We start from the raw sequence: 23,988 nt of genomic DNA, 5'->3' as shown, positions 1-23,988 counted from the left end.
AGGGAGAAAAACAGTACAAAGTCTGTATTCTTAGTAAGAAAAATAGCCCATTAAAAGACCATTGTCCGGATAAAATCTTCCTTGTCCACTTTCCTTCCTTGTCTTCGGTGGTCTTGCCTTCACAGATCATATTAAAAACCTACCCTTGTAAGGAGAGGGAGGGGTCAAATAATATTCGATACACTAATCATGACTTGACAAACATCCTCTTAGAAACCCATCTAACTTATATAAACTTTTATAAACTTTGGCTATAGGACTCCTATTTAATTTTTTGAACAAGACTCAGTACACACAGCAATTCTTCTTACCTGTTCCCTGTTCCCTACCTACACAAATCAATTCAGAAACCAAACCTGATTTCTATATATGTAATTTCTGTTAAATGAAATACTGGATACTTTTTTATTAATCAGCAAGTATTTATGATATACCACTAGTAATTTAGTGCCTGTTTGATGTTGCTAGTTTTCTCAAAAACTCCATCTTGGTATATAATACTAACAAAATCATGACATCTTCTTAAAACAATCTGGTCATAAGTATTATGAATGAACAAGTCAAAGTCCTGAAGCTCAGTGGAATTATCAACACCACCAACTCACAACAACTACGAGAAGACCTGATCTGCCTTGTAGAAAGTGGTGCTAAAATAGTTTTAGTCGATTGTCAAGATGTCAAGTTTATGGATAGTTCTGCCTTGGGCGCTTTAGTATTAGCATTCAAAACATTACGGGCAGCAAATACCAAACTAGTTCTGTGTTCTATCAATGAACAAGTCAGAATATTATTTGAATTAACAGGTATGGATAAAGTGTTTGAGATATTTTTAAATGAAGATGACTTTAATCAAGTTGTACTCTCCCCAAAATAATTAATCGAAATTAATTTGTAGGACTGATAAATCATCATCAAAAGCATCTTTGGAGTTCAAAGCAATGAGATAATTCAATACTTGATCGAGTTTGACTTCAATGGTGTGTTGTAAGCTAACAAGTATTTGAATAAAAGCATCTAAACTCCAAAGTGTGCCATCTGATTTTGTGATTTCATAAGCACCATCACTGAAAATATAGAGATTACTAAATTTATCAATATTGCAAAAGGCGTCAACATATTTTGCCTCTGGAAACATCCCAACAGGCATTCCCGGAGTTCTTAGTAATTTAAATTCGGTGTTTTTGGCAGATGTACCTGATACTAATATTGCAGGGGGATGACCAGCGCTTGCATAAATTAACTCCCGCTTAACTCGGTTATAAACTCCATACCAAATAGTAAAATATTTGTCATTTTGGTAATTCATCTGGAAGGTTTGATTTAAAGCCTTGAGTACAGCGCTCGGTTGATAGTAATTCAAACCTTTTAAGGCGCGGGAACGTAACAGATTGAGGACGGAAATTGAGGGGAGAGCAGCTTTTAGTCCATGTCCAGCCGTATCTAGAAGGTATATAGCTAGATAATCAGCATCTAGCCAGTAGTAATCGAAACAATCGCCGCCAAGTTGTCGGGAAGGAATGAATCGCGAGTCGATTTTTAGAGGTTCCATGACTGGTAGTGGTAGCAGCGATCGCACATATTCTGCTGCTTGTGCTAATTCAGTTTCTAAAAGTAGCTTTTGAGTATGTAAATCCTGACTTAACTGATGCAAGCGCAATCCGGCTCTGACTCTTGCTTTTAATTCATTTTGCTCAATGGGCTTGGAGATAAAATCATCAGCGCCAGCATCTAGTCCCTTGACACGATCAGCAATGGAATCTAAAGATGTTAAAAAAATAAAGAAAGTGGTGCATAAGCTGGGGTCTGTCTTCATGCGCTTACAGACTTCTAACCCATTGAGTCCTGGCATAATCCAATCACAAATAACCAGGGCTGGATGGTAAGCTATAGCCTTGGCTATTCCCTCTTCTCCATTACTAGCAGTAATTACTTTATAGCCTTGTTTTTCTAACATCCTCTTCAGGAATATTTGTATAGAAATATCATCATCAATTACGAGGATTTGAAACATGGATAATGCTAATTGGAAATTTGATCATGGTTTGGTATTTTGCCAATACTCCCAGGGTTTTCTCCTCGTGGGAAGATATCAAGAAGGAATTAATTGACCTCAGATGCACACAGATAAACACCGATAATTTTTATATACTCGGTTTTTTCAAATGTTATGGGGGTGATAATGGGTTTAACCATAAGAGAATGGCGCGTTTTAGCTGGTTTAAATCTCGGTAAATTTCTTGTTTAAACCATTGTCCTAAAGCATCCCAAGGAGTAAATGACCCTCCTGTTTGCCATTTGATATCTTGACCTAAAGGTGTGGTGTGAGTACCTGGTAAGGTTTGTTTTGTCACCATGTGGGAGAAGCGGTCTAGTAAGATTTGACTTAAACCTGCTGATTGATCAATGGTATCGTTGCTAAATTTTATTAATAAATTACGGCGGATATTGTAGCTCTGTCTTACAATTGTGTCGGTTTCCACTGGTGAGGGCGTAAACTCAATGGGCAAAGTAGAATTAAATTGCTCTACTAAGGGGATGGCCTCTTTGGCGGCGTAGTTATTGAAGGAAATTAAAATATTTCCAGCACGTTCTACAGGTAGCAAACTGCCAATGAGTAAGTGAAGTTTACAACCCATACTGTGCCCTAACCCGTAAGTAGGCAGATAAAGCTGGCGTAGGGAGCCAGAGTCGTGTAATCTTTCTAGGGTGCGTTCAAAGTTCAGTAGTACGGTTTTGGCGATCGCAATATGATCTAAAGTATTGATAAATGGTGTAGCAATAATCACATATCCTTGATTAGCCAGATGTTCTAGTAACCAGCGATAAGTCAGATGGGGTGCGGTGGCCACAAATGCACCTCCGAGAAAATGGATGATACCAATGGGCTTTGGGGGAATGAGTACCCAGTTACCTCTAATTTCTTTCCAGTCCATACCTATAGGCGATCGCTAAATTCACACCTCTTTATGTTAGACTGTCGATTGCAGTCCTGGGGAGTTTCATAGCAAGATTCATGAGTGTGAGGTCAGGTTTTGCAGCCTTTTCATTTCCAGTTGCACATCTAAAGCAATTTGCAATGCTTCATTGAGTAACCTACCATGCTCGGTCGCTTCTTCTGTAACTTGCATTGCGGTTAAAGTCGCCAAATTATTAGTAAATAACTCTGTATTTCTGAGAATAAAATTCTGATTTTCTCTTAAAATTCTCTCTGTCTTCAAAGCCCGAATTAAATCATTTCTTGTGAGCTTCAAGGCGGCGATAACTTTTTCCCTTTCTCTAATAACCACTCCTGGATTACCAGCTGCTTCTATTTGATCATTGATATCTATGGCTTTGATAACAGCATTATACCTATCAACATCATTTAAAAGTATTTCTAAAGAATTCGTCATATTGTGATTAAGTATTTTAATTTTTCTCCGCCATAATAAATAGAAAACAATCTGTGTGACACATCCACCCCAAGAACACAATATTATTAACAGTAACCAAGATGGAATTGTGATCCAAGTAGCAAACAGCTTAATCAGGATATCAAAGAGCAAATAACTAAAAACAAATATAGAAGAACTAATAAAAACTACAGTAGCTCCCTCGGAACCCCTAAGTTTATCTGTAATGCTTTTAGCAATTGTTCTTAAAGGTTGGGTAATAATAATTAATTGCTGTTTAACAGGTAAATTAGTCAAATTTTGCAATTCTGTATGACTAATATCTAAGCCATGTAAATCATTACGCACCAATTCCGTATCCTCACCAGATTACTTAGGAATGTGAATTAAATAACCAGCAAAGGAAAATTTTCCACCTCACCCAGTCTTCTTTAAGCAAGAGGGGGACAGGGGATGAGGTTCTGTACTTTCCTGATGCAATGCTTATTTAGTACAATATAGCAATCAAATTTATTGATGGCTCGTTAAATAGTAATTTTTATGATTATTTTAATTGAGAGAAATACTAGCATTCAAATACATATACGTTAAATTTGATACAGATTAAAAATGAGCTAGTGCTCATCTAATTTTCAACTCCAATTAAATTGTAGGCTCATGAAACATCAACAAAGAGAGGAAAAAGTCCATCATAAAAATTAACACCCAAGTAGTGACCACTGCGGTTGTTGCCGACTCTCCAACTTCTTTTGCTCCTCCCTTAGTAGTTAGTCCCCAACTGCAACCATTGATAGCGACTATAGCACCAAAAATCAGCCCCTTCACTAAAACTATAAGTAAATCTGATGGTTCTAAAAAAGTTCTGACAGATTCTAAAAATGCTTCAGGGTCAACATGATAAAATTGGGATGCTGCAAAAACCCCACCAGTGATGCCTACAACTAAAGCAAAAACCATCATAATGGGCATCATCAAAATGCAAGCCACTACTCTAGGAAGCACCAAGTAATCAATAGGATTTGTTTTGAGCATATAAAGTGCATCAATTTGCTCTGTAACTCGCATAGCACCTATTTCCGCTGCAAAAGCAGAACCTACTTGTCCAGCAATAATACTAGCTGTCAAAAGAGGCGCTAATTCTCGGCAAAAAGCCAAAGCGAAAGCCCCCCCCACAGCATCTAAGGCACCAAATCTCACTAATTCTCGAGCAGTTTGAATAGTAAAAATCATACCAGCAAAACCACTAACAAGGACAACTGGAAACACCGAAGCAGGCCCTGCGGTCACCATGTGTTGCAAAATTTTGCGGTAGTAAGTTTTTCCTTGAAGTAAATGCAGGAGTACCTGACCAAAGAGTAGAACTGCGGCAAAGCAGCGTACTATCCATAATTGATCTAATTTTTTTTTAGTTTGCATTACCGCCCTTCAGACTGAGTTTTTTTGTCCCCATATAAGCAAGTGATACAAATGGGAGGGAATTTAGTACCTATCTAAATTGAGTCTTGCCTGTCATTAGTTTATCGCCAATTATGTCTTGTATCAAAATATTATGCCCCTATATCAGCCATGAATTTGTGTAATTAATGACACAAAGAGATTAAGCATATTACATTATTGCATTCCCCGTCCCATAAAGTAGGAAAACATCTGTGTTTATCTGTGGTAGATATGAGATTTTTAGTGATGATAATCAGCATCTAAAAGCATGATCACTCCTGAGTAATAATTTAGATGCAATTGCAGTCGATAAAAATACTTAAGTTGTATATATTCATCCTAATCAATAGGTATTCGATTGTCCTCAACTATCTAAAGGAAGAGAAAAAAAATAATAGTTTCACCTTAAGCTAGTTGTGTAATTCAATTAAATCTGAGAACATTCATTATGTCCAATAATTTATTTCCATACTATTGAGACATTTGGCGAGAATTTTGGCAAAGTGGCGATTAAATGCCCAGTATTATGGTAAGACTCCGCTATCAAGTCATAGATAAATTAATCAGGGTGAGGAGAAAATGATCATGTCCTCAAAAGTTATAACTCTCAATCATTCAGGTTGGCATTGGTACTTTAGATATTGACATCAGCCAAACATTCCTGTGTCTACTAGGAATCTACATAAAATAATTTTCAACTTTTTCTTGGAGGATATTTTCATGATTAGTTTCTGGCGTTGGTCATCAGCAGGTACAACTTTGTTGTCCTTGGGAGTCATACTGGCTACAATCAATCCCATGATAGTTTCCGCTCAAACCAGTGTGACTCCCTCCCCTGCTTTAGCAGCTAACTTGTCTGATGTTAGTGCACAGTATTGGGCCAGTCCATTTATTCAAGCTTTAGCGCAAAGAAACATTATATCTGGTTTTCCAGATGGTACTTTTAGGCCAAATGAACCAGTGAGTCGGGCTGAATTTGCAGCAATGATTCAAAAAGCTTTTAATCAAGACCAAATTCGGCAAATAAGTGCAGATGGTTTTGCAGATGTTCCTGGGAACTTCTGGGCGGGTTCTGCAATTCAGGAAGCCTACGAAACCGGATTTATGTCAGGTTATCCAGGAAACTTATTTCTGCCAAATCAGCAAATTCGCAAAGTTGAGGCCATAGTTGCTTTAACAAATGGTTTAGGTTTACAAACTAGAGAGAATCCATTAGCCGTAGTCAATACTTACTACACAGATGCGTCAGCAATCCCCAGCTATGCACTAGATAATGTTGCAGCAGCTACGGAGGCTAGTATTGTTGTTAATTATCCCAATGTTAAGCTACTTAACCCGCTAGATCCTTTAACTCGTGCTGAAGCGTCGGCGATTTTATATCAAGCTTTAGTCAGACAGGGACAAATGCAACCCCTAGCTAGCAACCTTGTAGCCACTAAGTATATAGTTGGGGCTACGGAACAAACTCAAAGTCAAGATATTGTTTCTATTGCCGCATCGAGTGACACTTTTACAAGCTTGACTTCTTTATTGCAAACAGCAAATTTAGCAGGTATTCTACAGCAACCCGGACCCTATACAGTGTTTGCTCCCACGGATCAGGCATTTGCAGCTTTACCAGCTGGGACTCTAGAAGAGTTGCAGCAACCGGAGAATAGAGACTTATTGATTGAGATTTTGAGATATCATGTGGTTCCTGGGGAAGTAACCGCTAATCAACTCTCATCCGGAGAATTAATCACCTTTGAGGATGTACCTGTAAATATTCAGGTAGATAGAGCTACTAATCAAATTGCGGTCAATGATGCGGATGTTATCCAGCCCAACGTACAAGCGAGTAATGGTGTCATTCATGTAATTAATAAGGTACTCATACCACCTAACCTGGGAGTCAGTCAATCGCCACCAGCAGCAACTACTGTTGCTATGGAACCAGGTACAGGTACTCGTGGAGGGTCTAGTTATATTGGGGTTGCTGGTAACATTGGTATAGGTGGTAATTCAACTCTCAGTGAAAGTAACTATGGAATAATCAGCAAAATTGGGCTGACTAATACTATCTCCGTGCGACCAGCGGTGATATTTGGGGGCGATACACTGTTTTTGGTTCCCGTAACTTTAGATTTTGCTCCCCGTTTCGCAGATCCCCTAAATGGAGAACAAATATCAATATCTCCTTTTTTAGGGGCTGGGGTAGCTTTTGAAACTGGAAGCGGTTCTGACGTTGGTTTATTATTAACTGGTGGTGTGGATGTGCCTATAGGCGATCGCTTTACTGTCACCGGTACTGCAAATGCAGCATTTTTAGATCGTACTGATGTGGGTTTGCTCCTGGGGATTGGCTATAATTTTTAATGGTGACCCTGGGGATGATGGTAGTTCATCTTACCTATTAATCAGAATGAACAGAGAATAGCCACAGATAGCAAACACAAAGGCGATCGCCCCAGAAAAAATAACAACATCCCTGACAATAAATAAAATCCAATCTTTTCTAAGTTCTTGTCTAAACTTGAGTTCCCGCAGCTTCTGTTCTAGTTCCGCATCTGCTTGTGATTCCAAGTTTACCGGTGATATGATTTTGGTTTTATCTACTTCCATCTTTCTCCTGTGAGCAATGCTTTCCATCTCCTAACTAAGCAGAAATCTCTCCAGAACCTAGGGTGAGGTTTTTGCCAAATTAATCTAAAAAACTAGTTTTAATTAACCTTTGGATAACTCAAGCTTTACTTATTGGCATTACAAAATTTAGTAGTTAACTATTTTGTAATACTTTGCTTGAGGGGGCTATTCATGAGCATAAAATCTCATAACCCATTAAGATTAAATCGTCGGCAGTTTTTACTTAGTTCTGCTGTAACAGCAGGTAGTATTATCACCACAAATATTGTATCAAATTCACAAGTATTTGGACAAGCTCCCGGAATTATTACATCTGAAAGTATGCGTCCTACCATACCCTATGGTGTTGCTACTGGGGATATAAGTGGTAATAGTATTGTGATTTGGAGTCGGAGCGATCGCCCTGCACGAATGGTGATTGAATACTCTACCAGTGAATCCTTTAACAGACTAGGACGTGTTTTTGGTGAACGTACTTCACAGGAACAGGATTTTACAGCCAGATATGTTCTCAAGAACTTACCCCCAGACCAGCAAATATTTTACCGGGTAATTTTCCAAGACTTAGACAATCCACGCATCCAAAGTGAACCTGTCAGCGGTACATTTCGCACTCCTTCCAGAACCGGAAGAGATATTTTCTTTGTCTGGGGTGGAGATACCGCCGGTCAAGGCTGGGGGATTAATCCCGATTTGGGTGGGATGACAATTTATGAACAAATGCGTCAATTAAATCCTGACTTTTTCATCCATTGCGGGGATACGATTTACGCCGATAACCCACTTGTAGCAGAAAGAACACTAGATGATGGTAGTATTTGGCGGAACATCGTCACAGAAGAAAAGTCAAAGGTAGCAGAAACCCTACAAGAATTTCGTGGTAATTTTCAATACAACTTGCTAGATGAAAATGTGAAGCGTTTTAACGCCCAAGTACCGATGTTAGCCCAATGGGATGATCACGAAGCTGTAAACAACTGGTATCCTGGGGAATTTTTGACTGATGATCGCTATACTGTTAAGGATGTTGACTTGCTAGTACAAAGGGCAAGACAAGCATTTTTTGAGTATATGCCCATGAAATATAAGTCAAGATATGGTGCTGACCGGTCAGAAATTTATCGTTCTTTCCAATATGGTCCATTACTTGACATTTTCACGATAGACGAGCGGACTTATCGTGGACCAAATACCGGGAATGTTCAGCCAGCAAAAAGTCCAGAAACAGATATGCTGGGCCAATCACAACTGCAATGGTTGAAGGTGCAACTACTTAAATCAAAAGCTACATGGAAAGTAATTTCCAGTGATATGCCTTTAGGGCTAATAGTGCGAGACGGTCCTACTGCTTTTGAGGCTTGGGCTAACGCAGATAATGGTAAAGCCTCTGGAAGGGAATTAGAGTTGGTTGAATTACTGCGATTTATCAAACGCAGAAACATTAAAAATGTTGTTTGGATAACTGCTGACGTACATTATGCCGCAGCCCACTATTATGACCCCAATCGGGCAGTATTTCAAGACTTTAAGCCTTTTTGGGAGTTTGTCGCCGGACCTCTCAATTCTGGGACATTCGGACCGGGACAATTAGACAATACCTTTGGTCCACAATTGATATTTCAAAGCAATCCTCCAGGTATGCGTCCAAATCGACCCCCCACTGAAGGTTTACAATTCTTTGGTGGAGTGAAAATTGATGCTAATACTAAAGTGATGACAGTATCACTGCGTAATTTAGCAGGGGAAATTATTTATAGCCAGGACTTACCACCAGAAGCGTAAGTTTTGGAAACCTGAGCTTAATTGAGCCAGTAAGATAGAATTATTCTGTCTACTGGCTTTTTGTGCAGCTGAGATAGCCAGAAAACATCACAAAAGTTTGAGCCATCGCCTCTTAAACTCCACATCAGGTTATCATCAAATATTGTGGAATGTCCGTGCATAACCTACCATCTATGACTGCTTCTGATTCTGACACTCAACTAACGGAACCCCATAACCCTGCAGCGCCTCTGATTGATACTCAATTAGCAGACCGCAGTAAGCTGAGTAAGATGTACCAGCACTATGTAGAAATGAAGGATAAATATCCTCATGCTTTGCTGCTGTATCGGGTAGGAGATTTTTTTGAAACTTTCTTCCAAGACGCTGTAACAGTCTCCAGAGAATTGGAACTGGTACTGACGAGTAAACACGGTGGCGAAGTTGGTCGCGTAGCCATGACTGGTGTACCGCATCACGCCTGGGAACGCTACACCACCCAGTTAGTAGAAAAAGGCTATGCGGTGGTAATTTGCGACCAAGTAGAAGACGCATCGGAAGCAGTGGGTCTGGTCAAGCGTGAAGTCACCCGTATCCTCACACCGGGGACTTTGCTAGAAGAGGGAATGTTAAATACGCGTCGCAATAATTACTTAGCCGCTGTAGTAATTGCCGTAAATCATTGGGGTTTAGCTTATGCAGATATTTCCACCGGGGAATTCCTCACAACTCAGGGGAGTGATTTAGAACACCTAACCCAGGAACTAATGCGGTTGCAACCCTCAGAGGTGGTGGTTCCCACTAACGCCCCGGATTTAGGGAGCTTGTTGCGTCCCGGAGAAACTTCGCCTCATCTTCCCCAATGTTTACCACCATCATTTTGTTATAGCCTGCGATCGCAGGCTCCCTTTACCCAAGGTGAAGCTAGATCAAAATTATTGCAGAAATTTAAGATCCGATCGCTCGAAGGACTCGGTTGTGATCATCTTCCTTTAGCAGTACGAGCCGCTGGGGGTCTGCTAGAGTATGTGGAAGATATGCAAAAAGTCAACCCCGTTACCCTGCAAAAGTTACGCAGTTATATTATTACTGACTATTTAATTGTAGATAATCAAACCCGCCGTAACCTAGAGATTACGCAAACCGTCCGGGATGGTACATTTCATGGTTCCCTGCTGTGGGCCTTGGATAGAACTAGCACATCAATGGGGGGGCGGGCTTTGCGGCGGTGGTTATTGCAACCACTACTTGATCTTAAAGGCATTCGGGCGCGACAAGACACCATCCAAGAATTGATGGAAAATACACCCCTGCGTCAAGATTTGCGGCAATTGTTACGGCAAATTTACGACTTAGAACGGCTGACAGGTAGAGCAGCTTCGGGAACAGCTAACGCTAAGGATTTAGCAGCTTTGGCCGATTCCCTCTCACGCTTACCCCAATTATCTCACCTAGTGGCCGATGCGCGATCGCCTTTTCTCAAAGCCTTACAAAAAGTCCCGGATGTCTTGGAAGAAATAGCCCAAAAATTACACGACCATATAGTAGAATCACCACCCATACATATTAAAGAAGGCGGCTTAATTCGTCCGGGGATAAATCCCCAGTTGGACCAGAGAAAAGCCACCGTAGAATCAGACCAGAAATGGATTGCTAATTTAGAAGTTGACGAACGAGCAAAAACCGCAATCCCCACCTTAAAGGTAGGATTTAATAAAACCTTTGGTTATTATATTAGTGTTCCCCGCTCTAAATCTGACCAAGTACCCGATAATTATATCCGCAAGCAAACCCTCACCAACGAGGAACGTTACATCACCCCAGACCTGAAGGAACGGGAAGCGCGCATACTCACAGCGCGGGATGATTTAAACCAGTTGGAATATGAGATTTTTGTAGAGTTGCGCCAAGATGTCGGAGAACAAGCGGAAGTAATTCGCAATGTTTCCCGTGCTGTAGCTGCAGCGGATGTGTTATGTGGTTTAGCTGAGTTAGCTGTACAACAAGGTTATTGTCGTCCAGACATGATTTCGGGACGGGAGATGATGATTGTCGATGGTCGTCATCCCGTAGTCGAACAGTCTTTACCCGCAGGGTTTTTTGTCCCCAACTCCACCCACTTAGGAAGAGAACAGACCACCCAGCACCTAGAGGAAAAACCAGATTTAGTTATTCTCACCGGACCAAATGCAAGCGGTAAGAGTTGTTATTTGCGTCAGGTGGGGTTAATTCAGTTAATGGCGCAAATTGGGAGTTTTGTTCCAGCGACCCTGGCGAAGTTGGGAATATGCGATCGCATTTTTACCCGTGTGGGTGCAGTGGATGATTTAGCCACAGGTCAATCTACTTTTATGGTAGAAATGAATGAAACCGCCAATATTCTCAATCATGCCACTGCGCGATCGCTGGTATTATTAGATGAAATTGGCCGAGGAACAGCAACTTTTGACGGTCTTTCCATTGCTTGGGCCGTAGCGGAATATATAGCTACAGAAATTCGCTCGCGGACAATTTTTGCCACTCACTATCATGAGTTAAATGAATTGGCTAGTATTCTCCCCAATGTGGCTAATTATCAAGTCACCGTCAAGGAGTTACCCGACCAAATCGTTTTTTTACATCAAGTTCAGCCCGGAGGTGCGGATAAGTCCTATGGTATTGAAGCTGGACGTTTAGCGGGTTTACCAGATGTAGTCATTCAAAGGGCGAAACAAGTTATGGGGCAAATTGAGAAACACAGTAAGATTGCTATGGGGTTGCAAAATATGGAATAATCCCCTCAAAACCTCTAAATTAAGAATCATCACCTACCTCGTCCCCGTTCTATATCCTCAATTACTTGTTGTAAATACCATTCATAAGACATCCCCGGAAGGTATTCCTGTTTATCATCAATTAGTCTTTGGGCGATTTCCCAATGTCCCCCCACCAGTCGCAACAGTCGCTGACGCAGTAAACCATAGTTTTGCTGTTTCCACTCCGGTCTAGATGTCTGGACTTTTTGCAACCTCTCCAATACTTGATGATAATTGTCCCAATCTTCCTGTTCACAAAAAATACTCGCCGCTTGTTGATAATCTGCAACTGCGTTTTGCATTTCTTCTAAGCAAGCATGGGCAATACCGCGATTGTAGTAAGCTGGTGCATAATGGGGATGAATTTGTAATGCTTGGTTGTAATCTTGAATGGCATCCAGATAATTACCAGATAATCGATAGGCATTACCCCTAGCCACATATATTAAAGCATCTTGGGGTTGGATTTTCAAAGCTTGATTAAAATCCGCCATCGCTCCTTGATTGTCCCCCAACAGCGAACGGGCTTTACCTCGGTTACGATAAACTATGGCATCTGTGAAGTTTAATTGTATAGCTTGGTTAAAATCAGCGATCGCTTCTCGATAATTGCCCATTTTACACCTGACCACCCCCCGACAACAATAAGCTTGAGCATCTTGGGGGTCAGCTTGTAATATCCAGTTTAAATCAGCGATCGCCTCAGTCGTATCTCCCTGTTCGGCTTTTTCTAATAACTGGGTAAAATATCCGTTGATTGATAAGTCTAATATTTTTTGGGCATAAGCCTTAGTATAATTACTTGAGTTTACATCTGGTTTTGGTTTTGGTTGTAACTGTTTAATTTTTTCCATACACAGCCGACAGCTAGCGGTGTCTTTTTGTGCTAAATATAATTCAGCGGCTTTTTTAAAGTTAGCGATCGCATCTTGAATAAAACCTTGCTTGCGCCGTATTGTTCCCCGCAATTGATAAGCAGGTGCATAATTAACATTGAGGCGAATCGCCTGATCCACATCTTCCAGCGACCCCGGTAAGTTTTTCAGTACTACCCTAGCCAATCCCCGACAATAATACCCCTCCATACCCCCAGGATTCAACCGGATACATTCAGTATAATCAGAAACTGCTTGATGAATCGCACCTAAATTATAATAAGCCAGACCCCGGTGTAAAAACCCATCCGCAAAATCAGGGACCCATTGTAAACAACTAGTAAATTCCTCAATAGCACCAGAGTAGTCTTTTTCCTCAGCCCTTTTTAGTCCCCGGTGATAAAACTCATTACTCATAAATCACCTAACCAGATAAACATTCCACTTATATGTTAAATATGAAATCAACCTGTTGCATAATTCCATCAGCAGTTAATCATTGTATATTACTTAACAGTAAACAGATTTGATCATGATTGACTGGCTTTACCGCTATCCACCATTATATTCAGGAACACTACTAAAGCGCTACAAGCGCTTTTTTGCCGACATTCAACTTGACTCCGGGGAAATAGTCACCGCACATTGTCCCAACACAGGGCCAATGACAGGAGTATCCACCCCCGGGAGTAAAGTACAACTTTCTCAAAGTGATAACCCCAAACGCAAATTAGCTTACACCTTAGAATTAATTCAGGTACATGATACTGAACCCACCTGGGTAGGAGTAAACACAGCCTTACCCAATCGTATAGTTAAACTAGCCTTAGAAAAACACCTATTCCCCCAACTAGGAGATTATAGCCAAATTAAAAGCGAAGTAGTGTATGGACAAGATAAAAAAAGCCGGGTAGACTTCTACCTCACAGGAAAAGAGCCACAACCGCCAATTTATTTAGAAGTCAAAAACACAACATGGGCGCAAAGTACCCGAGCAATATTTCCCGACACCGAAACCACCAGAGGACAAAAACACTTACGCGAACTAACAGCACTCCTCCCCCAAACCCGAGCAGTCATGTTGTACTTCATCAACCGGGGGGACTGTACAGAATTTGCCCCAGGGGATGTAACAGACCCCATATATGGTAGACTCCTAAGACATGCCATACATCAGGGTTTAGAAGTATTACCCTGTCGTTTTGACATCTCACCAGAAGGCGTACGCTACCTAGGTTTAGCACAACTCAGCATTTAACTAACTTTGCGTACCTTTGCGTTAAAAAAAATGATCATTATTATCATGGGTGTATCCGGTTCCGGTAAAAGCACCATTGGTAAACTACTCGCCGATGCCTTAAACTGGGAATTTCAAGACGCGGATAACTTTCACTCCACAGCGAACATTGAGAAAATGCGCCTGGGTATCCCCCTCAATGATACCGATAGAAAGCCTTGGTTAAAAGACTTGCAAACAGCGATCGCTGTCTGGTTACAACAAAATACTAATGTAGTCTTAGCCTGTTCGGCGCTCAAAGCAGACTATCGCCAATATTTACTATTAGATAGCGATCGCATGCAACTAGTCTACCTCCAAGGCAGTTTAAACTTACTACAGCAAAGGCTCCTAGGGCGACAAAATCATTTCATGTCCGAAAAACTCCTCAACAGTCAGTTAGATACCCTAGAAGAGCCTGATGACGCTATCTGTGTAGATATTTCTGAGCCACCCCAATTAATTGTCGAGAACCTGAAAACAGTCATTGGGCTTTAGATCATTTTTAGCATGAAAGAACCATTTCCCATCATTGACATCCTACCCGATGCCCCTGAAGCTGATGAAGATTTAGGAACCAAAGAAAAATTCTGGTACCGCCATGATAATCTCAATTATCTCTACAAAAAAACTAGACAAAACACAGGCGAAGACTGGTCAGAGAAGATAGCATCTGAGTTGTGCAGTTTGCTAGACTTACCCCATGCTATTTATGAGTTAGCCACATTCAATGGTGACAATGGCGTTATTAGCCCCTCGTTTTTGCCGGAAGCTGGAATTCTTACCTTAGGAAATGAGATTCTAGCGCCAATAGTACCTGGATATCCACAAAATTGCCGAGACTTATCTCAACACACAATTCATAATATATCCCATGCTCTTCAAAGTGGTTCCGTAAATTCACCGATTCACTGGGTACTACCAGCAGGAATTAACCTTGCCATGGAGGTTTTCGTGGGATATTTACTCTTAGATGCTTGGATAGGAAATACAGACAGACATCACGAAAACTGGGCATACATAAATTTAGGCGATAAGATGCACTTAGCACCAAGTTATGACCATGCTTCTAGCTTGGGTAGGGAAATGTCTGATGGAAAAAGACACTTGAAGCTGAAAAATAAATCTTCTGTGGTAGATTATGCCGAAAAGTGTACATCTTTGATTTACCCTAGTAATGGAGGGCAAAAACCCCTCAGAACTTTTGATGCTTTTTATCAAGTCCAACAACTTTATCCAAAAGCTGCTGGGTTATGGTTAGAAAAATTAGCAAGGGTGTCCAGTCATGATACGTCAATGCTCTTTGGTCGCATACCATCTCATCGCATATCGCCAATAGCAATTGAATTTGCACAAACAATCTTGGAATTTAATCACAAAAGACTGGTACAACTCCTAGACACCTGAATATGAAAACATTATTTTTAGCTTGGCAAGACACCCACACTAGAGCTTGGTTTCCCATTGGACGTTTAACTTTTGACGGTAGAAAGTACGAGTTCTTATATACAAAGGGTGTATTGACAGCAAAAAATAACTGCGGATTTACTGGATTACTTTCTTTCCCAGATTTTAATCAAGTATACACATCAGTGGATGTGTTTCCATTGTTTTCTAACCGATTAATGCGACGCTCCCGCCCCGACTATAAAAATTATATTGAATGGCTGAATATTCCAGAAGGTGAAGATGACCCCATTACCATTCTTTCTCGGAGCGGGGGAAGGAAAGTAACAGATAAATTTGAAGTTTTCCCCGCTCCACAACCAGATCAAAATAATTTATACCATATTCATTTTTTTGCACATGGACTCAGACATCTTCCCACTTGTGCAACTGAAAGAATTAATCAACTACAACCTAGGGAACTTTTATATTTAGCCCACGAATTTCAAAATCCCTATGATCCAAAGGCGTTACTTTTATGCACTAGGGAGCATCACATCGTAGGTTATTGTCCCCGTTATCTTGTGGATGATATTCTTCAACTTACAAACAAAAATCCACAAGTTGTAAAAGTACACGTTGAACGGGTCAACCCCGCACCAACTCCACTTCAACTGCGGTTATTGTGCAACGTCACCGCGGAATGGCCAGAAAATTTTCGTCCATTTTCCGGCCAGGAGTATCAGCCCATTATCGCTGATATCCCAGCTGGTAATATTTCCTAAACTGGATGGGAAGCTAGAAAAGCCTCAACTTCAGCCCCAGTGGGTTGAGAAGCGATCGCACCCGGTTTAATAGTAGTCAGGGCCCCCACAGCATTAGCATAAGCAACAACCTTTTTGGCTGTTTCGCCATCCTGTAAACCTTGAATACCATGTTGACTTAATTGGTGGATAAATCCAGCCAAAAAACTATCCCCTGCGCCCGTTGTATCCACAACCTGAATGGGATAAGAAGGTAACCTATCTTCATTTTCACCCAAACAATAGGCACAACCATTTTCTCCATCTGTTACCAGCACCCCCTCAACGGAAGCCAGACGGTAAGTAATTGCACCTGGGTCAGTGGTATTAAACAGCCATTCTGCCTCTTCCTTAGAGAGTTTGAGGAAATCAACCTGCTTTAAGATATCCTGGATTTTTTGGCGAGCCACATTGGCATCTTGCCAAAACACAGGTCGCCAGTTAACATCCAAAATAATCTTCAGGTCATATTGTCCTGCTAATTCCAAAGCCCGGTGAATTGCCCGCTCACTTTCAGGGTAGGCTAATTCTAAGGTACCTAATACCAAAAACTCCGCCTCTGTAAACAGCGACTCTGGTAATTGTTGAGCTTGTAAGCGCGTATCGGCAAATTCAGAGGTGTCATACTCACCAAATCCCGCGAAATTGCGATCGCCCCCCAAATCTCGCACCACATAAACTTGCCTCGTTGGTGCTGTAGAATGGGATTGTACCCCTGTTGTATCGACACCGATCTCTGCTAATAGCTTCACTAGCTGACTCCCCGGCTCATCTTCACCAACAGCGCCAATAAAACCTGCGGGAGTGCCCAACTTTACTAAAGCACAAGCCACATTAGCCGGCGCACCCCCTGGGTAGTGAGTCCAGGACTGAACTTCTTCTAGCTTGAGCCCCAACTGGTCAGCTAAACAATCGAACAAAATTTCACCAACGCACAAAACACGGGGATTGCTCATATAAATATCTGGTATGTGGAAAACGACGGCGTCTTTCAACCTGAGAGTTCAGGGATAGGTTGACTCAAATCAGTGACCACGCCAGCGGTTAAAACCGCCAGGATTTGCTAACTATAGTATAAAATATAAAACAATCTTCACTAATCTGTCTCCAGTCCTTGACTCCAAAAAATGGCATTTTTGCTAATTTAACCAGAGACATATCTGCTCTTATATAAGCAAATTTACATAGCTATCTCTTTAATAAAATTAAAATAGTTACATATGATTCTTAAAGAGAAATCTAAAGAAAATATAGTCAATTGCATGACTGCCATAACTTAAAACCCCTCTAAACAAAAGAATCTTCTAGAATTAAAAGAGGATTAAGTACATATACCAAGGGAGGATAGAAAAACTTATGGCTGGTGGCGAGTCTCAGACCCCTGTTAGTCTGTCAGACAGAGAATTGCAAATTATCGACTTAGTGGCCGCTGGCTTAACTAACCAAGATATTGCAATCAAACTGGAGATTAGCAAACGCACAGTTGATAACCATATCAGCAATATTCTCACCAAAACCCAAACCGAAAACCGAGTGGCTCTCGTCCGATGGGCTTTACAGTGGGGTAAAATCTGCTTGCATGACGTTAATTGCTGTGTTTTACCTATCCAGAACGATTAAACCATTGCTGGGTGTGTACTAGTTTTCATTCTCCTCACGCCTTTGCATTCAGGTGGATCTCCAGCGTAAATTCCTATTCTCATCAACAAAAATTAGCAATAATCCACAGCCTCAAGGGTTACATTTAAAAAATCTATATTGCTCCATCAGCTAGGAGAGCAGTCTTTTGATGCATACTTCAGCTTCTGTTCCAGGTGGTTCACCTACCTTTGATTTTTTTAGTTTTGACTTTACCGCCCCCCAACCAACACAAGATGCTGACTTACTCAGACACCTATCATTCATCCCAGGATTAAAAGAAATAATCCTGCTACGACAAGTTCACGCCCTAGAACATGCTACTGTTTGGGTTCTGAGTGAAGCTCAAACCAGACCAAAAAAAGTACAAGTAGACAACGAACTCTTAGGCGGGTTGTCTACAGAACAAGGATTTTACCTTTATGGTGAGGTGAATATCAGTGATTTGCGCCGGGCGGTCACACTCGGCTTACATCGTCTGATTAATGGTGAATGGGATTTAGCCGTCCATCCCCGTTGTGGCACCAATGCATCAGTAGCAATGCTGTTGACAGCCAGCCTAGCTGTGGGTGTTAATCTATTACTACCATTGCGACCCATTGAGCAATTAATCGGTTTAGGACTCGCCGCCACCACAGCAGCAGAACTTGCACCTGATTTAGGTTCCATAGCACAGCGCTATCTCACCACCGCCATCCCCTTTAACCTCACAATTGAAAATATTACTCTGACTCGTGACCTTTGGGGAAGACCCGGACATTTTGTCAAAGTCAGCTGGCGAGAATAAACAATTAATCATGAGAAAGCTTTACTTCTTAGTTCCCGGTACTTATGGCAAATTTGCCTGTGGTGGACTTTGGGCAGAATTAAAAACAGTTCAGCTAGCCCAGCAAATCTGTAACGCTGATGTCGTCACTTATCGCCAAAGAGAAACAGACCAACTGTTTATCGATGATCTGCTCACCCAAAAAAATTTAGATCAGGCTATTTTTGTCATTAGCTGGGGATTTGATGTACCCCAGCTAGCCAAAAAACTCAAGCAATATAACGTTATCTACCATGCCCACAGTGCCGGTTACAAGTTTCGCCTACCCCCTAGTATTCCCATCATCACAGTCAGCCGCAACACTATGGGATATTGGGGGCAAAAGTCCCCTAATTCTTTAATTTATTATTTGCCCAATCAAATTAGTAATGAATTTCAAAATTTACATTTAGACCGGGACATTGATGTTTTAGTTCAAGCCCGAAAATCTTCTGAGTATTTAATGCAACAATTGATCCCCGCTTTGCAGAAACAGTGTAACCTCAAATTAGTTGACTCTTATGTAGAAGACTTACCCGGTCTATTTAACCAGACAAAGATTTACCTGTATGACTCTGCCGAATATTGGGCCCAACAGTTCGTTAGTGAAGGCTTTGGACTACAACCCATGGAAGCTCTTGCCTGTGGCTGTCAGGTATTTTCCAGTATTAACGGTGGACTGTCAGATTATTTAGACCCTGGGTTTAATTGCTATAAAATCGCCGGCTACTCCCAAGAGTATGACGTGCAACGCGTTATAAATTCCCTGAAATCATCACAAACTATCAAATTATCTGAAGAATTTTTTGCCGAATATCGCAGGGAAAATATTATCAGAAGATTTCAAATTATTTTGCAAGAATTAAACGAATTCTTTGACAACAAACTTAATTTTTCACCCAATATCAAAGACTTATCACAAACTCGGTTACTCAAACTAAGGATCAAGAACATATACAAAAAAATTAGGCAGAAGTACTTTTTCTAACTCAGCCATTGATTGCTGCTCATCATTTGAATCACCTAGGATAAAACGTATAATAATACACTTAATATCTGTGTTCGTCTGTGGACTTTATGAAAAAAGGCAGATGTCCATTCCCTATTCCCTTGACTGTTACTAAAACTGTAACCGTCTGTAGTTTTGATGGTTCTAAATGCAATAGTAAGCAATCGGAACATAATTGAGCCTCAATTTTAGATCGACTGCGAAAAACGTTGGGTAAACTAGGTGGCAGAATGAATCGGCAAAAACTAAGTGGTGTGGCAACAACATTCCTACAAAGACGTTATGGTGTAAGTCTAGGGAGACGTTACGTTTTGGCGGCAGCTAGTGTTGTCCTGTTCAGTGTCTTGGGTTGTTCTCAAGTAAGTGGTAGTACAAATTCCCTCACCCAATCTGATCTACATTATTCCGAGACTCCCTTACCCAAAAAAATATTAATCTCTGATCAAAAACTTGTAGATGCTAATAATAGATTTGGCTTCAAACTGTTTTCCCAAATTTTGCAAAAAAACAGTAGTGAAGATAACATTTTTCTATCACCTTCAAGTATAGCGATCGCCCTGTCCATGGCATATAATGGTGCCAGTGGTTCCACTCAACAGGAAATGGCTAAAACCCTAGAATTACAGGGCATGAGTCTACCAGAAATTAACTCGGCCTACGCCACATTAAAAGGGTTGCTAGAAAATCCTGATCCCCAAGTGCAACTGACTATTGCTAACTCACTATGGGCAAATCAACAAGCTACATTGCAGCCGAATTTTATCCAAAGTATCCAGGACTTATACAAAGCCCCGGTCAAAAAATTAGACTTTGAAGATGGCGCATCTGCCAATACTATCAATAAGTGGGTTGAAGACAGTACCCGGGGAAAAATTACCAAAATAGTCGAGCAAATTCCACCTGAGCAGGTATTGTTTCTGATTAATGCCATATATTTTAAAGGGCAATGGAGTAGTAAGTTTGATAAATCACAAACTGCCAAACATCCTTTTAGATTAATATCTGGTGAACAGAAGCAACACCCGATGATGTCGCAAACAGGGGAATATAAATACTATGAAAACGACCAGTTTCAGGCGGTGAGTTTACCTTATGGCGAAGATGGCAAAATCAGCTTTTATATCTTCTTACCCAAACAGGAATCTGACCTCCCAACCTTTTATGAAAACTTTAATTTTGACAACTGGGAAAAATTGATTTCTCAGTTAAGAAACCGGGATGGATTTATTCGCTTACCCCGCTTCAAAACAGATTATGATGTAACACTCAATGATGCGCTCAAAGCCTTAGGGATGTCAGAAGCTTTTAGCAATCAAGCCAACTTTTCCGGTATAGGTAATCATGTCAAAATTAGTCAGGTCAAACATAAAACATTTGTCGAAGTCAACGAAGAAGGTACAGAAGCCAGCGCCGCCACATCAGTAGGAATGGTAGCAAGAGCTTTTAGAGAAAAACCGGAACCTTTCCGCATGATTGTTGACCGTCCCTTTTTCTGTGCTATTCGAGATCATCAAACAGGGAGCATTTTGTTTATGGGTGTCATTACTGACCCTCAGTAACCATATAAAACACTCCTCACCACTACGGTAATGTCGGTTCCGAAACACCCAGAGCATTGTTAGTTTCAGGTGTTAGTGATTTTTCTGTCAGAACGTGTGCAGCTTTCTCTTCGATTTCACCGTTTAAACCCTGGGGACGCAGGGCGGTTAACGCCGTCTTAATAATTACAGCCGTTGGTACTGCCACAATTACCCCTAAAAGTCCACCAACTCTCGCCCCTGTAAGCACAGAAATCAGTATCCACACTGGGTTTAAGCCTGTAAAACTACCTAAGATACGGGGTGCAATTAAGTTCTCTAAAATTTGCTGCACAATTACCGCCGCGATCACCACCTTGATTCCCATAGAAAAATCTTGCAGGGCTACTAGGGAAGTAGTCAGGGCTATCCCCACCGAACCACCAAAGGGCACAAGAGCCATGATGCCAATAGTTAAGCCAAACAACAACCCAAATGGCACTTTTAGCCACAAAAACGTGGGAATTAGCGCTGATGCCATACAGGTAGATAAAATCAGTTGGGTGATAAAAAAGTTCTGAAAACTCAGGCGTACTGTTTTAGAGAAAGGTTCGCGAAACTTGGTAGGTAGCCATTCTACTAAACTCTGCCAAAGTTCACCGCCATGCTGCAAAAGATAAAAAGTCAAAACCATGGTTAAGAGAAAATCTAGCAGGCTAGTGAATGTCACCACAGCTAGATTTAACACTTGTCCGGCGATTTGTTGTAATTGACTCTTGACGCGATCGTTAATTTGGACAACAAGAGCATCAAGATTAATTGGTAAATTCAGGGTTTCTGCTTTCTCATTTAACATCATCAACTGAGAACGTCCAGAGTCGATTAACTCTGGTAATCGCGCCACTAATTGCTGGGCTTGGGTGAGAGCTAGGGGAAACAGGGTAACACCCAGGGCCAATAAGACCGATAAGGCTAACAAAAAAACTAAAACAGCAACTTGTTCTCGCCTAGCACCTTGACTCTCCATCCAGCTCACGGGATAGTTGAGCAGAAATGCTAGTACTGAGGCTCCCACCAAAATCACGATGAGGGAGTGGAAATAATGGAAAATTGCCGAAATCGCCCAACCATTGAGAACCAAAAGTGGGGCGCATAACGCGATCGCCCCCAGGCGCGTTATAGGTGTAAATGTCTGCCACCAGTTGAGTAGCTTGCGTGTCTGCATCTTTAGCCGATTGCGGGATAGAACTAAATCAAATCTTTTTCTATAGCTTATTATCTCTAACTACATCATCGCATTTCATCTCTCTACTTTAGGATCAGACTCAATCTTCTGGAAAATCTTGAACCAATTGAGAATTCCCAGTAAAATCAATATACATCTACCTCTACAAGACCGTTCAGATCATACAGCGAACATTTTACCGGGAATCAGGGTTCAGTAGTTTTGCTGACCCAGTATTGGGCAAGCAATCCTCTTCATTCCTGCTATGAAGCCCACATTTGACGAGTATTTTCACTGATTTTTTCGCCAATTGCAGATGATCTCTGATCAGGTCTGGTCAAAGTAACTGATTGTTGTCATACTTCAATTAATTATCTCCGGATTAGCCACCAAAAAATGAGAAATCCTATAAGTGTGATGGTTAACACAACCATCACAAGTTAGTACGGTTAATTAAACGTTAAGTTATGTCAATAATTCAACCCTCACGGAACTGAGGGGCTAAGAAGCAAATCTTACCTGTTGAATTAGTTCAGCACAGCGTAAATAGGTATACCATTTAAAAAAAGTCGAAAGTCCTAAAATAAAAACCTCTGAACTTTTGACTTGTGCTTTGCGGTACTAATTCCATTGAGAATGCTCTCCGGGTTCGGACACATTCCTAAACTATTTGTTTAGTCTTTGGGTAAGGCTAGCCAATAGCTAGTCATTTGCTAACAATAGATTACATATGCTTACAAATGCTAAGATAGTAGTATGGCTTATGTACCACTACGAGAAGCAGTCAAACAACTGGGACTGCACCCAAACACTTTAAGGAAGTACGCAGACAATGGCAAGATCGAAAGCATCAAAAACGAAGCAGGACAAAGACTTTTTCATGTCGAATCCTACCTCCGTGGTGCAACTAGAACCTCCTTTGTCTGCTACTGCCGAGTTAGTTCAACCAAGCAACGAGACGACCTTGGTAGACTTGCCTATATGCAATCACTCTACCCAGATGCCGAAATCATCAAAGATATCGGCAGTGGAATCAACTTTAAAAGAAAAGGACTGCAAACCTTACTGGACAGACTTCTGCTCGGAGATAAACTCACGCTTGTTGTTACCTGTCGTGACCGACTCGCAAGGTTTGGATTCGAGCTTATTGAGTACATGGTCGAGCAAAACGGTGGACGAATCCTGGTTCTCGACAACACTGTACATTGCCCAGAATCAGAACTTACCTCGGATCTTCTCTCCATCCTCCACGTCTTCTCTTGTCGGATGCACGGACTCAGGAAGTACAGTAAAAAAATCAAGGAAGATCCGGATCTTCCTCACAACCGAGCAGAGGCGGATTGTTAAGCAGTGGTTTGGTGTGTCCAGGTTTGTTTACAACACCACCGTCAAACTGCTGCAAGACTCTAGCATTAAGGCTAACTGGAAAGCGATTAAGACTGACATA

General features: G+C 41.2%; 22 protein-coding genes. 14 read left to right on the top strand and 8 right to left on the bottom strand.

The window, feature by feature from the left end; translation table 11 throughout:
* The first annotated feature begins 547 nt into the window (after positions 1 to 547).
* Positions 548 to 874 (top strand): STAS domain-containing protein, encoded by a 327-nt coding sequence (locus tag NWP22_RS05355; RefSeq protein ID WP_271731671.1) that lies wholly within the window; start codon positions 548 to 550, stop codon positions 872 to 874.
* Here NWP22_RS05355 and NWP22_RS05350 read toward each other — a convergent pair whose 3' ends face one another.
* The 4 genes from NWP22_RS05350 to NWP22_RS05335 all read right to left on the bottom strand — a co-directional run bounded on the left by NWP22_RS05350 (position 875) and on the right by NWP22_RS05335 (position 4,808).
* Positions 875 to 2,011, bottom strand: a complete 1,137-nt coding sequence (locus NWP22_RS05350) for a PP2C family protein-serine/threonine phosphatase (protein WP_271731670.1) — start codon at positions 2,009 to 2,011, stop codon at positions 875 to 877.
* Between the two features lie 154 nt (positions 2,012 to 2,165).
* Positions 2,166 to 2,933: a DUF1350 family protein gene (locus NWP22_RS05345; protein WP_271731669.1), complete on the bottom strand. Its 768-nt coding sequence runs from the start codon at positions 2,931 to 2,933 to the stop codon at positions 2,166 to 2,168.
* 78 nt (positions 2,934 to 3,011) lie between these two features.
* Complete coding sequence (locus NWP22_RS05340; RefSeq protein WP_280801600.1) at positions 3,012 to 3,740, bottom strand: hypothetical protein; 729 nt, start codon at positions 3,738 to 3,740, stop codon at positions 3,012 to 3,014.
* 294 nt (positions 3,741 to 4,034) lie between these two features.
* Positions 4,035 to 4,808, bottom strand: a complete 774-nt coding sequence (locus NWP22_RS05335) for an MlaE family ABC transporter permease (protein ID WP_271731667.1) — start codon at positions 4,806 to 4,808, stop codon at positions 4,035 to 4,037.
* Positions 4,809 to 5,549: 741 nt separating this feature from the next.
* On the opposite strand from NWP22_RS05335, the gene NWP22_RS05330 reads away from it, so the two are divergent.
* Positions 5,550 to 7,184 (top strand): fasciclin domain-containing protein, encoded by a 1,635-nt coding sequence (locus NWP22_RS05330; RefSeq protein WP_271731665.1) that lies wholly within the window; start codon positions 5,550 to 5,552, stop codon positions 7,182 to 7,184.
* Positions 7,185 to 7,214: 30 nt separating this feature from the next.
* Here NWP22_RS05330 and NWP22_RS05325 read toward each other — a convergent pair whose 3' ends face one another.
* Positions 7,215 to 7,457, bottom strand: coding sequence for a hypothetical protein (locus NWP22_RS05325; protein WP_271731664.1), 243 nt, complete (start codon positions 7,455 to 7,457; stop codon positions 7,215 to 7,217).
* 165 nt (positions 7,458 to 7,622) lie between these two features.
* Here NWP22_RS05325 and NWP22_RS05320 point away from each other — a divergent pair, with 165 nt between their 5' ends.
* Complete coding sequence (locus NWP22_RS05320) at positions 7,623 to 9,233, top strand: alkaline phosphatase D family protein (protein WP_417006593.1); 1,611 nt, start codon at positions 7,623 to 7,625, stop codon at positions 9,231 to 9,233.
* 173 nt (positions 9,234 to 9,406) lie between these two features.
* A complete protein-coding gene (gene mutS / locus NWP22_RS05315; protein ID WP_271731663.1) occupies positions 9,407 to 11,986 on the top strand; it encodes a DNA mismatch repair protein MutS in 2,580 nt (859 codons plus the stop codon).
* A 29-nt stretch (positions 11,987 to 12,015) separates the two neighbouring features.
* Here mutS and NWP22_RS05310 read toward each other — a convergent pair whose 3' ends face one another.
* Complete coding sequence (locus NWP22_RS05310; protein WP_271731662.1) at positions 12,016 to 13,299, bottom strand: tetratricopeptide repeat protein; 1,284 nt, start codon at positions 13,297 to 13,299, stop codon at positions 12,016 to 12,018.
* Positions 13,300 to 13,414: 115 nt separating this feature from the next.
* Between NWP22_RS05310 and sfsA the strand changes: the two genes are divergently transcribed.
* The 4 genes from sfsA to NWP22_RS05290 are packed head-to-tail and all read left to right on the top strand — an operon-like array spanning position 13,415 to position 16,329.
* Positions 13,415 to 14,140 carry a DNA/RNA nuclease SfsA gene (gene sfsA, locus NWP22_RS05305; RefSeq protein WP_271731661.1) on the top strand — a complete coding sequence of 242 codons (726 nt, stop codon included), beginning with the start codon at positions 13,415 to 13,417 and terminating at the stop codon, positions 14,138 to 14,140.
* A gap of 30 nt (positions 14,141 to 14,170) precedes the next feature.
* Positions 14,171 to 14,656, top strand: a complete 486-nt coding sequence (locus tag NWP22_RS05300; RefSeq protein WP_271731659.1) for a gluconokinase — start codon at positions 14,171 to 14,173, stop codon at positions 14,654 to 14,656.
* Positions 14,657 to 14,668: 12 nt separating this feature from the next.
* The gene (locus NWP22_RS05295; RefSeq protein WP_271731658.1) at positions 14,669 to 15,565 is read left to right on the top strand and encodes a HipA-like protein; all 897 of its coding nucleotides are present in this window, start codon (positions 14,669 to 14,671) and stop codon (positions 15,563 to 15,565) included.
* Between the two features lie 2 nt (positions 15,566 to 15,567).
* A complete protein-coding gene (locus NWP22_RS05290; RefSeq protein WP_271731657.1) occupies positions 15,568 to 16,329 on the top strand; it encodes an HIRAN domain-containing protein in 762 nt (253 codons plus the stop codon).
* Here the strand turns inward: NWP22_RS05290 and NWP22_RS05285 are convergent.
* Positions 16,326 to 17,303, bottom strand: a complete 978-nt coding sequence (locus tag NWP22_RS05285) for a carbohydrate kinase family protein (protein ID WP_271731656.1) — start codon at positions 17,301 to 17,303, stop codon at positions 16,326 to 16,328. The two genes, NWP22_RS05290 and NWP22_RS05285, sit on opposite strands and share 4 nt — an antisense overlap.
* Before the next feature lie 400 nt (positions 17,304 to 17,703).
* On the opposite strand from NWP22_RS05285, the gene pedR reads away from it, so the two are divergent.
* From pedR to NWP22_RS05265, 4 genes are all read left to right on the top strand, one after another.
* Positions 17,704 to 17,967, top strand: coding sequence for a photosynthetic electron transport-dependent transcriptional regulator PedR (gene pedR, locus NWP22_RS05280; RefSeq protein ID WP_271731655.1), 264 nt, complete (start codon positions 17,704 to 17,706; stop codon positions 17,965 to 17,967).
* Between the two features lie 169 nt (positions 17,968 to 18,136).
* Positions 18,137 to 18,772, top strand: coding sequence for a DUF6391 domain-containing protein (locus tag NWP22_RS05275; RefSeq protein WP_271731654.1), 636 nt, complete (start codon positions 18,137 to 18,139; stop codon positions 18,770 to 18,772).
* 10 nt (positions 18,773 to 18,782) lie between these two features.
* Positions 18,783 to 19,778 carry a glycosyltransferase gene (locus NWP22_RS05270; RefSeq protein WP_271731653.1) on the top strand — a complete coding sequence of 332 codons (996 nt, stop codon included), beginning with the start codon at positions 18,783 to 18,785 and terminating at the stop codon, positions 19,776 to 19,778.
* Between the two features lie 251 nt (positions 19,779 to 20,029).
* The gene (locus tag NWP22_RS05265) at positions 20,030 to 21,358 is read left to right on the top strand and encodes a serpin family protein (protein ID WP_271731652.1); all 1,329 of its coding nucleotides are present in this window, start codon (positions 20,030 to 20,032) and stop codon (positions 21,356 to 21,358) included.
* A 22-nt stretch (positions 21,359 to 21,380) separates the two neighbouring features.
* On the opposite strand, the gene NWP22_RS05260 is transcribed toward NWP22_RS05265, so the two are convergent.
* Positions 21,381 to 22,541 carry an AI-2E family transporter gene (locus tag NWP22_RS05260; RefSeq protein ID WP_271731651.1) on the bottom strand — a complete coding sequence of 387 codons (1,161 nt, stop codon included), beginning with the start codon at positions 22,539 to 22,541 and terminating at the stop codon, positions 21,381 to 21,383.
* Between the two features lie 756 nt (positions 22,542 to 23,297).
* On the opposite strand from NWP22_RS05260, the gene NWP22_RS05255 reads away from it, so the two are divergent.
* Together NWP22_RS05255 and NWP22_RS05250 are read left to right on the top strand one after the other, a co-directional pair.
* Entirely contained in the window at positions 23,298 to 23,888 is a 591-nt protein-coding gene (locus NWP22_RS05255) for an IS607 family transposase (protein WP_280801599.1), read from the top strand.
* On the top strand, positions 23,848 to 23,988 hold a 141-nt coding region (locus NWP22_RS05250), incomplete at its 3' end, for a helix-turn-helix domain-containing protein (protein ID WP_280801601.1). The genes NWP22_RS05255 and NWP22_RS05250, both read left to right, overlap by 41 nt.

This window comes from Anabaenopsis tanganyikae CS-531 (genome assembly GCF_029891675.1).
Taxonomy (GTDB): domain Bacteria; phylum Cyanobacteriota; class Cyanobacteriia; order Cyanobacteriales; family Nostocaceae; genus Anabaenopsis; species Anabaenopsis arnoldii.
Note: the sequence above shows the minus strand (reverse complement) of the source record. Positions and strands in the feature narration are given on the sequence as shown.